The following is a 13,210-nucleotide window of genomic DNA, read 5'->3' on the forward strand; positions in this document are numbered from 1 at the left end:
GATTAATCATATTTTATAGACTTCACAGGAGAGATTTTGCTGATGATATAACTCGGAATAATCATGGCGACACCCGAAATAATCAAAATCCCTGCAGAAATAGATAAAATGTGAATAGGATTAAGATCCACTGGAACGGTACTGATAAAGTAGTTCTCAGGATCCAGTTTTATGATACCAAAATACTTTTGTAATAATAATAAACCTATACCGATGACATTCCCGATGATAAGCCCCGGAACCATAATCATAAGGGTATAGTTGATGAAAATAGCACGAATCTGCCCATTGGTCGCACCTATTGTTTTGAGAAGTCCAATAGAGTTGGTACGTTCGATGATTAAGATGAGCAAAACCATAACAATATTAATAACGACTACCAATAGCATAATGGTGATGATAAGACTGATGTTTTGATTAAAAATATTAATCCAGTCCAATATCTGTGGGTATCTGTCGATAACGCGCTCTGCATAGTTTTTGTAACCGATATATTTTTCGATGATGGGATAATCTTTGGTCATGTTGCTGTTATCTTTCAGGAAAATGTCCAGACCTCCAATTTCCCCATCATTAAGATTCTGTACTTTTCTAACGTGGTTGATATCGCCAATCATGTATAGGTCGTCCACCAATTTGATATCGGTTTTATAGGTTCCACTAACACGGAATTTTCTATAAATCGGTTTTTGATCTTCTTTGGAAAAAATAGCAACAATACTGTCGTTCGGCTTTAGAGATAAATCTTTAGCAATCTTATCCGACAATATCACATTGTTGTTGTAGCCATCTTCGTCATATTTTGGGATTTCCCCAGCCACCATAAAGCTTTGGAATCGCGCTCTGTCAAAGTCTTTACCCACACCTTTCAAAATAACACCCGAAAAGTTTTTCTCGGTTCTCAAAATACCACTTACAGTGGCATAAGATTGTACACCTGCCACTTCATCAAGAGATTTTAACGCTTTAAGGTTCAAACCTTTTTGGTCTAATATTGATGAATTGTAAGAATTGTTAGAGCGCGTTGATTTTACTGTAATATCACCACTAAAGTTAGAAATACGGTTTTCAATTGCTTTTTTGGAACCTAGACCTGTGGCAACAGTAATCAACGAAACGATGATCCCCAACGCTACAGAAACGCGTCCGATGTACACAATAACCTTTGATAGATTATTTTTGTTATCTTTGGAAAAGGCAATCTTTCTAGAGAAAAATACAGGAAAATTCAACTTAATGATTTTAAAGCTCAAAATTAAACAATTAGTTTTGATGTGCCTAATTTATTTTGGAATCACCCAAAGCTTAGGCGCCCAAAACATTGCAGATACAGACTTCCGGACTGGCGCGGATCAACCCGAACTCTATTTGGAAAAACTCCGCAACAAAAACATCATCATCGTCGCCAACCAAACTTCTTTGCTAAAGAACAAACAACATTTGGTAGATTATCTCGTGGAACAGCAACTGACCATCAAAAGCATCTTCGCACCAGAACATGGCTTCCGTGGCGATGCCGATGCTGGCGAACACATCAAAAATGGCATCGATGCTAAAACCAAGCTTCCCATAGTTTCGCTATATGGTGCTAATAAAAAACCCAGCAAAGAACAGCTCAAAGATGTGGACCTTATCCTGTTTGACATTCAGGATGTTGGCGTACGTTTTTACACCTATATTTCGACTTTAACCTACGTGATGGAAGCGGCTGCGGAAAATAATATTGCAGTGATGGTTCTTGACCGTCCCAATCCGCATGATGGCTATATCGATGGCCCAATTCTTAAAAGCAAATGGTCGAGCTTTGTAGGCCTTCATCCTGTGCCTGTTGTTTATGGATTAACGATTGGCGAATATGGTGAAATGGTGAATGGCGAAAAGTGGCTCAAAAACGGCATGCAATGCCAATACGAAATTATACCGATGAAAAACTATCATAAAAACAAGCCTTATCCCATATCCGAACGACCATCGCCCAACCTTCCAAATGATTTGTCCATCAACCTCTATCCTAGCCTTTGCTTTTTTGAGGGAACAGAAGTATCTGTTGGACGTGGCACCGAGGTTCCGTTCCAAATATATGGTTCGCCTTGGATTAAAAACATGACCTACCGCTTTACGCCAAAACCCAATTATGGCGCGAAAGATCCTTTCCTAAACGGACAGCTATGTTATGGTGAAGATCTTAGCCAGCATAAAACAGAGCTAAGAAAACTAGAATTATCATGGCTATTGAAGGCTTACAAGGATTTTGACCATAACAAAAAAAACTTTTTCCTAAAGAATTTATTTTTTGATAAACTAGCAGGAAGCGATGCGCTAAGAAAACAATTGATCTCTGGAACATCTGAAAAAGAGATTAGAAATAGCTGGAAGGCAGATTTAGAGAATTTTAGTAAAATCCGTGCAAAATATATGATTTACCCAAACTAAGATTAGTTTTGCTAAATAAAACCGATACGCCTTCTTAAAAATATGAAACAAACACACTTTTAAGAGGGCGTTTTTCATTTGACAAAAACATTGAAAATCCCCTTTGGCACGATGATTGCAAATTTCAGAACATTAATCAAAATCTGAAAAACACATCAATTATATATACTCGATTTCAATATCAACAATAAAAAAATCCGCTTAGAGGCGGATTTTTTATTAATAGGTTTTAGTCAAAGTTTTGTGGAGGATTATCATCTTTAGTTTTATTAAAAAAGATCATCCAAACAGTTAAGCCTGCAACACCACCTAATCCTGTTAATACAGCACGTTCCATTTTGTCGGGTTGATCGTTCCCAAGATAATTCATTAAAAACAATACCGTAAATACGATTGCCGCAATGCCCAGATATTTGATATTAAAAATGTTCTTCATCATTATTAAAATTAAAGTTTGTACGTCAACATTACACCACCGCGATATGGCAGCCATTCGCCGCTTCTGTCCCACTCGTGTCCATCTCTGTCGATGTCGTTATCGTAACGTTCGCCACTTATTTTATCATAACCTTTGTAGAAACTTTGCATGCTTCCGATACCGAGATAGATATCCAGATTCCATTTGTCATTCCATTTGAATTGGTAACCGCCTACAGCGCCCACAATAAAAGTATAACCTTTTTGATATAGGTTGGACTGAATATAAGGCGTTACCTCGCCATCTTTGTGAACATAGAAATTATCATTCCAATAATTCCATTTTTGGATATTAAAATATCCTCCAGAAATATTGGCGCCTATATAAAACTTTTCAAAAGCTTTGTCAAAATAATATCTTCCATCAAAACCTAACAAATAGGCTTGTGCATGTTTACCTGCAAAGGATTTCCAAGGCGATACAAGAACATCGGCTTGTAGGGTATAATGCGTATTCAACTGTCTTTCGACACCAACATTAACAACGCCTATGGGCAATGTCAGCGCGTTCACTTTGAGGGTGGTTATTTTATTAGATTCTTGTGCAAATACCAAACTTCCTAAACTTAGCAAACTTGTTAAAAGAATATTCTTCATTAATATTATTTCTGATTGATAATTTTATTAACCTCCGTCAAATCAACATTTTGTCCTTTGGCATGTAACACGGCAGATTCTGCAAAACTTTTAGCTTCAACTTTTTTTCCAAGCTTGTTATAAAGCTGCGCCACAGTTGCATTGGTTCGGAAAGAATCTTCAATCATCAATGCTTTTTCCGCCCACATTGCCGCTTGTTGCAAAGAAGTTTTGTTGCTAACGTGTTGATTGAAAAAATTGCAAACCGTCACCAGATCTTCAGCAGAGAAGCCATCACCCGTTTTGAAAACGTCCAAAGCTGTGGTCTCGTAAGATGTCCAGTTTTGAGTGGTTTGGAAAAAATTTAATTTAATAACATTCAAAGCTTTTTGCGCTTCCTCAGCAGAAATATATTTTGAGGTTTCTCTTAAAAATAATTGATCGTCAAAACTTCCTTTCTCAACATTTGAAGCATCCTGAATAATTTTCCCAATGTTCACACGGAAAAGAAATTGGCTGTAATTGTCATTGCCAATATATTTGGTAAGAACATCTTTGTGATTTACAATATATTGATAATTAAAATCCTGATTGGACTGGATACTTCCGAACAGCATATTGATTTCATCATTCGTAAAGTCCTGACTTGTTTTAGCTTTAAAATAAGCTTCGGCAGCTTGCTTGGCTTTTAAAGGATTAATTTTTACTGCAGATTTGAAAAAGCTAATTAGAAACTCTGGATTGCGCTCGCCTTTATCAAATCGTTCTTGCAAACTTCCTTGCGCATTGCCTGGTTTGTTATATTTCTCGGCAATTTTTAGAAACTCATCACTTGGGATATAGCCCAACTCTTGCCCAACCACTTCGCCATCTCCGTTAATGAACAAAAAAGTAGGATAACTTCTCACAAAATAAGTTTGTGCCAAAGTCCTTCCTTCGCCTTTTTCCATATCAAATCGGGCATTGATAAAGTTGTTGTTATAATAATCTGCAACCTTGGCATCTGTAAAAACATTTTTTTCCATCATCTTACATGGACCGCACCATGCTGCAAAAGCATCCAAAAATATAAGTTTCTTATCTTTTTTGGCTTTAGCAAGAATCGTTTGAAAATCGGTATCTTCAAATTTAATCGAGGTTTGTCCCCAGACTGCAACAGAAAGTCCCAATCCTAGAGTTAACAAACTCCTTTTCATCAACATGGATTTTTCTTGGAAAAACGACATAAGAATGTAGGTATCTTTAATTTAATAAAATGCGAATATAGTATAAAATAAAAAAATCTCGAGTGCTATATCTCATAAAACTAAAACGCAGTCGTTAGAATTTCATAAATTTGCAGTTGTAAAAGTTGTTATATGCAAAAATTATCTCTTCTTTTTATGAAGGATGGCCTACAATGGCAAATTCTGAAATCTAAAAAAGTTATCGAAGAAAAACAGTTTTTTTTAACGGAAGAAAGTCCTGCCAACCTAATAGAAGAAGCGCTTAACGAAGTATTATCACGTAATGATTATCAAGACATCACGGTCTTTAGCACGCTTAATCATTTTACCCTAATGCCCGAAGGTTTCGAAAAACACAATCTTGGTTTTGACCTCATCGCTTACAATGCTGATGTGGACAAAAACAATGAAGAACTGATGTTATCGATTAATAAAAAATTTAATATTCAGTTTTATTATAGTTTTCCAAAAAGCTTCTATAAAGCGATAAAGGCGAAAGAACTTCCTACCAACTTCAACTTTACAGGGGAAAAATTCCTGAACAGCATCAACAACAAACACAAAAAAGAAATACACATCAACCTTTACAAAAATCAAGTCGAGTTTTTCGCTTTGGAAAACAAAAAAGTCGTCTTGTACAACAATCTTGACGCCTCGTCAGAAGTTGACTTTTTGTATTTCATTATGTTTAGCCTTAGCAAAATCGGTTTCGGGATCAACGATACCTATTTCTACATCTATGGCGAAACGACAGAGAACGACACTTTTATTTCGGAATTGCAAAAATTTGCAAAACATTTGAAAATCCTTTTCGATAATTTGTATAAAAAATCTTTTATACTCAACACCTAAAAAGGAAACTTCAATTTAAATTTAAAAATAATGTACAGAATTATATCTGGGAAATGGAAAGCAAAAAGAATTGCTGCTCCCAAAAACTTTGACGTCAGACCAACAACCGACTACGCAAAAGAAGCTTTATTCAGCATGCTGGAACACCGGTTTGAAATGCAATATATTTCGGTTTTGGATTTGTTTGGAGGCATCGGTTCTATTTGTTTAGAATTCGCTTCCAGAGATTGTAAAGACATCACCACAATCGAGATGAACCCACGACATGCAGGTTTCATCAACACCACGGCGCAAGAATTAGGCTTTGGCCCGCAACTTAACATCCAACGTTCTGATGTTTTTGATTGGCTAAAACGCAAAAAAAATAACGCTAAAACCTATGATTTGGTTTTTGCTGATCCACCTTTTGATATGGATGAAACTAAATATCAGGACCTGATTAAGCTGGTTACGGAAGGTGCGTTTTTAAAAGAAAATGGCACATTTGTTTTGGAACATCAAAGTCGACAAAAATTTGAACATCCACTATTGACCGATACGCGAAAATACGGAAATGTAAGCTTCTCTTTTTTCGACAAAAATAAAGCTGAAAGTTTATAAAACTTTCAGCTCCAATGCGATTCGGTTTCCAAAAAACTTTTTCGATATTCTTTCAAAATTTTTCGTGATATCTGATAAGAAAAACTGGTATTTAGGCTCCGGATTGTCTTCGTTTAACAATTGGTATTTGTCCAGCACACTTTTCACCTGGCTTGCTACGATATTGGGTGAGTCAATCACACGAACACGATTGCCATAATATTGTTTAATTTCATTCTGAAGCAACGGATAATGTGTGCATCCAAGAATTAAAGTTTCAATATTTTTAAGCTTATTGTTGGACAAATAATTATAAATAATAGCATGCGTTATCGGGTGATTTGCAAAACCTTCCTCAATGGCAGGCACCAAAAGCGGCGTCGCCAACTCATCCACTTTGATAAATTTGTTATGCTTGCGGATACTTTTTTTATAAAGCCCCGAGTTAACGGTAGCTTTCGTGGCAATAACCCCCACATTGTTATGAATCTCAAAGGCGACTTTTTCTGCAACAGGATTAATCACATCAAAAACAGGAACGCGCCCATCGACCAATTCCAAAATCTCTTTAAGCGCATTAGCTGTCGCTGTATTACACGCGATTACAATGGCTTTACAATTAAGACCTAGTAAAAATTCGACAATTCTTAAAGAATAACCGACAATGGCTTCTTTGGATTTTTCACCATACGGCAAATGCTTGGTATCCCCGAAATAGATGAGATCTTCATGAGGCATCAATCGTTTTATTTCTTTAGCTACAGTAAGTCCGCCAACGCCGGAATCGAAAATGCCGATAGGTTGTTTGGCGGATAAGTGAGAATAATCTGGTTTCAAAAAATTTCTTTTGTGCAAAATTACTTATTAATTGTATTCTAAAATTAAATTCGTCCTATAAATTTTGATTCTTAAAGGTTTAAACCAAAAATAAATCCGAGGCAATCCCATCTGCCATAAACCAATGCTCCTCAGGAATACGCAACCTATCATGTTCAATAATTAAAATAGTGTCTTTTAGTTTCTGCTGAATCGACTTTTCAAAATCGGAAACTAAATCACTCGAGAAACTATTTTTAAACTGAACCAAATCCACACCTTTTTGAGTGCGAAGTCCAATCATCAACATTTCGTTGTAGCGGTCTTTTTCGCTGAGCTCCTCGCGTTCGATAGGAAGTATATTCTCGGAAATCGATTTGATGTATTTGGTATTGTTAGCCACATTCCAACTTCTAAGTGTGGCGCCATCATAAGAATGCGCCGATGGTCCAAGTCCCAAATAGGCTTTGTAAGCCCAATAAGACGAATTGTGCTTCGAGTGAAAATTGGGTTTTCCAAAATTTGAAATCTCGTAATGATCGAATCCGTTTTCCTTTAAAAATTCGGACATAAAAAAGAAAGCTTCATTCTGAAAAGCTTCGTCTGGCGATTTTATTTTTTGTTTTGTAATCCAATTTTCTAAAATCGTTTTCGGCTCCACTGTTAAAGCATAGGACGATACATGCGGCACTTGGAGTTCTATGACTTTTGCCAAATTTTGTTTCCATTCTTCCATCGTCGACGTTGGCGATCCATAGATAAGATCGACACTGATGTTTTCTAAACCGAAATCCTGAGCTCTTTTGATACTGGATTCGGCTTCCGAAGCGGAATGTGCGCGGTTCATCAACTTAAGATCTTCTTCAAAAAAAGATTGCGTCCCAATACTTAATCGGTTGACGCCAATATTCTTTATCTCTTTTAAAAACGCGTTATTAAGGTCATCTGGATTGGCTTCTAAAGTGATTTCTATCGCAGAATCCAACTCAAAATAATGATTAACATCGTCAATTATTTTTCCGATTTCTTCAGGCTTCAAAAGAGATGGCGTACCGCCACCGAAATAGAGAGATTCTATTTTTTTATCTTGCAACTCGCTGTGTCGCAACTTCAATTCTTTACTTATCGAAGTCAGCATTTCTTCCTTCAAAGTCAAAGACGTCGAAAAATGAAAATTGCAATAGCTGCATTTTTGTTTACAAAAAGGAATATGTATATAAATCATCAACAAAAAAAGCCAGCAATTGTGGCTTTTTGACTATTTAATATTAATAAATTTTATCTGTATCGGAATCCTTTACCATTGATAAAGTTTTCAAATCTAAAGCCTAAACTCAGCATAAAACTGTTACCCACGGTTTCTTGTAATTCAGACATCCCGAAGTTATAAACTGCCCCGAAAGTTAGTTTCCCAATGCGGCCTTTTATAACAGGTGAAAGTCCCAAATTCTGACTTCCTACGCTGCTTTTTGCACTTCTGAAACTTACACCGCCAGAGAAGCTCGCGCCTTCTGAGAAAAAGGTTCCCATAATGTTGTAATCCATCACGCGCGAGGAGTTGGTATTAAGATTTAAAAGAACTGAAGGCGTTACATAAAAACCATCTACAAAATGCCAGTCGTAGCCAGCATTCATAATAATTTTTGTTGGAGATGGTTCTATTCCGTTGACAATTGGAATGTCGTTATTTAATGGAATATCCATCACAGAAACCCCACCTGCAAAACCTCTGTATTTAACAGCCATACCCAAATTAGCATAGGCTAAAAATATATTTTTGTCATACAAAACTGGATCATTAGGATTATCTGGCGTCAACAGCGCCGTATCCAAACTCATATTATAAAAATTGACACCAGCACCAAAAGAGAATTGGTTCATACGGTTTTCTTCGTCACCAAGTGGTATAAAATAGGATGAGCCCACCGTTATTCCATTGGCTGAAATAGGGCCATTTTGATCCCTGAAAAAAGAAGCGCCTACGCCAACTCTGTCAAACACATTGACATGCATCCCAACAGATTGTACATTGGGCGACTCTCCAAAATTGGAAAATTGTTTTTGATAATTCAAGTTCAAGACCACATCATCGGATTCGCCATACAATGCAGGATTGAACAAAAAATCGCCATCTAATAAATATTGTTGGTAAAGTGGTAAAGTCTCTTGTGCTTTTGCCGTATTTTCAGCAAATAACCCAAGAACCGCAACAAGACTAAAAATTTTATAAATTTTTCTCACGAGACAAATATAAAAAATTAAAGTTTCCTTTTTTATTTTAATTGTTTTCCAAATACTTCCGCCATCTATCAACCGCTTCCTGCATATCGCCAGGCATCGGACTTTCAAAATACATTTCTTTTTTTGTAGTCGGATGAACAAAGCCTAAGGTGTGGGCATGTAAAGCATGACGCGGCAATATTTCAAAAATATTTTGGACGAATTGTTTGTATTTTGGGAGATTAACCCCTCTTAATATTTGATGTCCTTCATAGCGTTCATCATTAAATAAAGTGTGCCCGATATGTTTGAAGTGCGCCCGTATCTGATGTGTTCTTCCCGTTTCCAACTTGCATTCTACCCAAGTCATGTGACGAAAACGCTCCAAAACTTTATAATGTGTCACCGCGTGTTTTCCATGACTGCCATCCTCATAAACTGCCATTTGCATTCTGTTCTTCTGATGGCGCCCGATATGTCCTCGAATAGTGCCTTCGTCTTCTTCTATATTTCCCCAAACAAAAGCCCAATAAAGGCGTTTGGTTTTTCTGTCAAAAAATTGTTTTGCTAGATAGCTCAGCGCATATTCCGTTTTAGCAATGACCAAAAGTCCAGAAGTATCTTTATCAATACGATGCACCAGTCCTACTCGATCCAAATCGGAATTATAATTGGGATTTTTAGCAAAATGGAAGGCCAAAGCATTTACCAAAGTACCATCCCAGTTGCCGAAACCCGGATGCACCACCATTCCTGCCTCTTTGTCCACAACCACCAAATCCTCATCTTCATAAACGATATTTATCGGAATATCTTGTGGAATGATAACATTTTCACGTGGTGGATGCGCCAAAAGCACACTAATCTCATCGCCTGGCTTTACACGATAATTCTGCTTAACCGGATTGCCATTCACCACAACATTTCCTGCGCGACAAGTTTGAGAAATCTTATTGCGCGACGAGTTTTGTCGATAGATCAATAAAAATTTATCAATTCTTAAAGGCTCTTGTTTTTTATCGACTGTGATATTGAGATGTTCAAAGAGTCCGCTATTTTCGTCGCTAAGACCAATCTCATCATTGGATTCTAAAGCATCTTCAAAAGCTTCATCAAAATCTTCCTCTTGCATATTTTTTTTATCAAAATTGGCTTCAACAACAATGCTGAAGCCATTATATTAGTAATAGTCTTAAACGGTTTATTCTACAATTACCTTTTTCTTCTCTTTCGGTTTTTCTGCTGCTGGCTTATTGGCCGTGTTAGAATTATTATTGGTAGTTGTTGTTTTAGGTGTTTCTGGTTTTTTTTCAGGTGCAGGTTTTGGCACTACTGCTGCTGGTTGGTCAACCTCAACTTCTTCGTAACGAATTGGAGGCGGTGCCACCGTATCAATTTTTGGACGATACATCAAATCCAATTCTTTGACTTTGTTAAACATTTCGGCAGGCGTTTTGTGGCTTGCCCAAAGGTCAATCTGCATGCCTTGGTCTCGCAATGCGCCAGCTGGCGGATCTTGATAGTAAATAATAGCAGCATCGTCAGCCGTACCGGATTCGTATTCTACGATACCAACTTCAAATAAATTTTGAGCAATTATTTTTTTAGCCTCTTGGACTGTTCTTCCCACCAAATTCGGGATGGTCACATTTCGTAATGGTCCAGAACCAATTACCAAATCGACGGTTGAGAATTTAGGAAGAAGTTCACCTGGTTTTATGGGTCGATTTTGGAATAAGATTCTAAGAACAGCATCTCTTTGGATACTTGGCTCGTAGAGTGTATCACCTACTTTGAGTCCCACCAAATTAAGTTGGTTAAATGCCAAACCTTTGTAACGATCAATAATATCCGGAACGGCAACTTTCGCCCAAGTTCGTGGATTAACTTTTAGCAAAACTGTTCGCCCTCCTTTAACATGAGATCCTGGCGATGGCGACACCAACAAGACTTGAAAAGGTTTGAATTTTGGATTGAACTGCGCACTGTCAACTTCATATTCTAAGCCAGAGTCATCTAGGACTTTTATCGCATCGTGCACCGTCATATTCATGACGTTAGGAACAGGAATTTCTTCACCATGATTGGTATGAAATTCTAACCAACGGAAAGTTAACCATACAAGACCCGCAAATACCGCTAACGCGAGAACGATGTTAACGAGAACTTTCCAGTGGAAAAAAGATTTGAACATAAGCTATTGTTTTGTTACAAAAATATCTAGCAAATATAGATATATATTTTGTATTTTTTTTCTTCATGCTTCATTTTTTGTGCCATTTTGCGATAGGGATAGTAGCGGATATCCTTCTTAAGAAATGGCATATAGCAAAGGCAAGAAGATAGCAGCGGAAAGCCCGACCGCAACTTCGGCAAGGAATATATATTGGAAAGTTGCGGAATCGCCCAAAAATAAAAGCAGAACCGCATCTTCCTTGTTGATAAAATTTTTACATTTGCGATAATATAAATCTGTTATGGAAAAGAAAAATATAGCCGTGGTTATGGGCGGCTATTCTGACGAATATGTCGTGTCACTGAAAAGTGGACAACTAATCTATGACTCGCTGGAGCGCGAAAAATACAATGTATATAAAGTTGTTATCCTAAAAGATGAATGGTATTTTTTGGATGACAACGAACAAAAACTGGAGATTAATAAAGCGGATTTTTCTGTAACATTGGGAGATGGAAGCCAGCTAAAATTCGATGCTTGTTTTAATATTATCCACGGAACACCTGGCGAAAATGGCATTCTACAAGCCTATTGGGACGCCGTTGGACAACGCTATACAGGTTGTAACTTCTACCAAAGCGCTTTAACTTTTAATAAAAAAGACACTTTGGCTGTCTTGTCAAAATATAATATTCCGTCGGCAAAAAGTATCTATCTGAGAAAAGGTGAAAAGATTGATGCTGAAAATATTGTTGCAGAGCTTGGACTTCCGCTTTTTGTAAAACCTAATCAGTCGGGAAGTAGCCTTGGGATTTCTAAAGTGAAAGAGATTTCTGAACTGGAAAACGCCATTGCCTTCGCCTATAAAGAAGATGACGAAATCCTTATCGAAAGCTTTTTGGATGGCACCGAAGTTTCTGTTGGTGTTTTAGACTATCAAGGAAAAACCATCGTTTTGGGCATTACAGAAATTGTTTCGGAGAACGAATTTTTCGATTATGAAGCTAAATACGAAGGCGCCTCACAAGAGATTACCCCTGCAAGATTGGATGACGAAACCCGCAGAAAAGTGGAAGAAATTGCCATTCGCGCTTATGATTCTTTAGGAATGAGTGGTTTCTCCAGAAGTGAATATATCATTATGAATGGTGAACCTTATATGTTGGAAATGAATACCAATCCTGGTTTTTCACCAGCAAGTATTTTACCACAACAAGCAAAAATATACGGTATTTCCATCCAAGATCTTTGTGGCAACGAAGTGGAAAAAGCCCTTAAAAAGCCTTTACATTAATAAAATAAAAACGACATGAGAATTGCTGTTTTTCCAGGATCTTTTGATCCCATCACGCTAGGACATTACGATATTGTAGAACGCGCTTCGCCTTTGTTTGATAAAATTATTATTGCCATTGGTAGAAACTCACAAAAAAAATACATGTTCTCGTTAGAACAGCGTAAAGAGTTTATCCGCAACACCTTCAAAGATTTCCCCAATGTGGAAGTCGATGATTTTGAAGGCTTAACGGTGGACTATTGCAAAAGCAAAAATGTTAATTTCATATTGCGGGGCCTTAGAAATCCTGCCGATTTTGAATTCGAAAAAGCAATTGCGCAAACCAATAGAGCTTTGACACGAGAAAGCGTTATCGAAACGATTTTCCTACTCACCTCATCGGGTAAATCATTCATCAGCAGTAGTATTGTCCGAGAAATTATTTCCTTCGGTGGCAATTACGAAATTATGGTTCCAGACGCTGTTCGGGTTTAATATAAATTTTAAACATCAAACAAACGGATACAAAAAATGTATCCGTTTGTTTGATGTGTATTGGGTTGTTTAATTATTAGAAAC

General features: G+C 37.1%; 14 protein-coding genes. 5 read left to right on the forward strand and 9 right to left on the reverse strand.

Annotated elements, in window-relative coordinates; genetic code table 11:
- Nucleotides 1-2 precede the first annotated feature (2 nt).
- On the reverse strand, nucleotides 3-1,232 hold the full coding sequence (locus G6R40_RS05695; protein ID WP_165132814.1) for an ABC transporter permease: 1,230 nt from the start codon (nucleotides 1,230-1,232) through the stop codon (nucleotides 3-5).
- A gap of 4 nt (nucleotides 1,233-1,236) precedes the next feature.
- Here G6R40_RS05695 and G6R40_RS05700 point away from each other — a divergent pair, with 4 nt between their 5' ends.
- Nucleotides 1,237-2,433 carry an exo-beta-N-acetylmuramidase NamZ domain-containing protein gene (locus tag G6R40_RS05700; protein ID WP_165132817.1) on the forward strand — a complete coding sequence of 399 codons (1,197 nt, stop codon included), beginning with the start codon at nucleotides 1,237-1,239 and terminating at the stop codon, nucleotides 2,431-2,433.
- Between the two features lie 229 nt (nucleotides 2,434-2,662).
- Here the strand turns inward: G6R40_RS05700 and G6R40_RS05705 are convergent, their stop codons facing one another.
- Genes G6R40_RS05705 through G6R40_RS05715 form a run of 3 tightly spaced genes read right to left on the reverse strand, consistent with a single transcriptional unit; the run spans nucleotide 2,663 to nucleotide 4,712 of the window.
- A complete protein-coding gene (locus G6R40_RS05705) occupies nucleotides 2,663-2,872 on the reverse strand; it encodes a hypothetical protein (RefSeq protein ID WP_228455932.1) in 210 nt (69 codons plus the stop codon).
- A gap of 8 nt (nucleotides 2,873-2,880) precedes the next feature.
- The gene (locus G6R40_RS05710) at nucleotides 2,881-3,507 is read right to left on the reverse strand and encodes a DUF3575 domain-containing protein (RefSeq protein WP_165132820.1); all 627 of its coding nucleotides are present in this window, start codon (nucleotides 3,505-3,507) and stop codon (nucleotides 2,881-2,883) included.
- 5 nt (nucleotides 3,508-3,512) lie between these two features.
- Nucleotides 3,513-4,712 carry a thioredoxin family protein gene (locus tag G6R40_RS05715; RefSeq protein WP_165132823.1) on the reverse strand — a complete coding sequence of 400 codons (1,200 nt, stop codon included), beginning with the start codon at nucleotides 4,710-4,712 and terminating at the stop codon, nucleotides 3,513-3,515.
- A gap of 132 nt (nucleotides 4,713-4,844) precedes the next feature.
- Between G6R40_RS05715 and G6R40_RS05720 the strand changes: the two genes are divergently transcribed.
- Both G6R40_RS05720 and G6R40_RS05725 read left to right on the forward strand, forming a co-directional pair.
- Nucleotides 4,845-5,564 (forward strand): DUF3822 family protein, encoded by a 720-nt coding sequence (locus tag G6R40_RS05720; protein ID WP_165132826.1) that lies wholly within the window; start codon nucleotides 4,845-4,847, stop codon nucleotides 5,562-5,564.
- A 30-nt stretch (nucleotides 5,565-5,594) separates the two neighbouring features.
- Entirely contained in the window at nucleotides 5,595-6,164 is a 570-nt protein-coding gene (locus G6R40_RS05725; protein ID WP_165132829.1) for an RsmD family RNA methyltransferase, read from the forward strand.
- Here the strand turns inward: G6R40_RS05725 and murI are convergent.
- From murI to G6R40_RS05750, 5 genes are all read right to left on the reverse strand, one after another.
- A complete protein-coding gene (murI, locus tag G6R40_RS05730) occupies nucleotides 6,159-6,980 on the reverse strand; it encodes a glutamate racemase (protein ID WP_165132832.1) in 822 nt (273 codons plus the stop codon). The two genes, G6R40_RS05725 and murI, sit on opposite strands and share 6 nt — an antisense overlap.
- A 79-nt stretch (nucleotides 6,981-7,059) precedes the next feature.
- On the reverse strand, nucleotides 7,060-8,184 hold the full coding sequence (gene hemW / locus G6R40_RS05735; RefSeq protein WP_165132835.1) for a radical SAM family heme chaperone HemW: 1,125 nt from the start codon (nucleotides 8,182-8,184) through the stop codon (nucleotides 7,060-7,062).
- A 53-nt stretch (nucleotides 8,185-8,237) separates the two neighbouring features.
- Nucleotides 8,238-9,200 carry a PorP/SprF family type IX secretion system membrane protein gene (locus G6R40_RS05740; protein WP_165132838.1) on the reverse strand — a complete coding sequence of 321 codons (963 nt, stop codon included), beginning with the start codon at nucleotides 9,198-9,200 and terminating at the stop codon, nucleotides 8,238-8,240.
- Between the two features lie 37 nt (nucleotides 9,201-9,237).
- A complete protein-coding gene (locus tag G6R40_RS05745) occupies nucleotides 9,238-10,311 on the reverse strand; it encodes an RluA family pseudouridine synthase (RefSeq protein ID WP_165132841.1) in 1,074 nt (357 codons plus the stop codon).
- Between the two features lie 69 nt (nucleotides 10,312-10,380).
- A complete protein-coding gene (locus G6R40_RS05750; protein ID WP_165132844.1) occupies nucleotides 10,381-11,373 on the reverse strand; it encodes a PASTA domain-containing protein in 993 nt (330 codons plus the stop codon).
- Between the two features lie 283 nt (nucleotides 11,374-11,656).
- Here G6R40_RS05750 and G6R40_RS05755 point away from each other — a divergent pair, with 283 nt between their 5' ends.
- Both G6R40_RS05755 and coaD read left to right on the forward strand, forming a co-directional pair.
- Nucleotides 11,657-12,649, forward strand: a complete 993-nt coding sequence (locus tag G6R40_RS05755) for a D-alanine--D-alanine ligase (RefSeq protein ID WP_165132847.1) — start codon at nucleotides 11,657-11,659, stop codon at nucleotides 12,647-12,649.
- Nucleotides 12,650-12,664: 15 nt separating this feature from the next.
- The gene (gene coaD, locus G6R40_RS05760; RefSeq protein WP_165132850.1) at nucleotides 12,665-13,126 is read left to right on the forward strand and encodes a pantetheine-phosphate adenylyltransferase; all 462 of its coding nucleotides are present in this window, start codon (nucleotides 12,665-12,667) and stop codon (nucleotides 13,124-13,126) included.
- Nucleotides 13,127-13,210: the final 84 nt, after the last annotated feature.

It is taken from the genome of Chryseobacterium sp. POL2 (assembly GCF_011058315.1).
GTDB lineage: Bacteria > Bacteroidota > Bacteroidia > Flavobacteriales > Weeksellaceae > Soonwooa.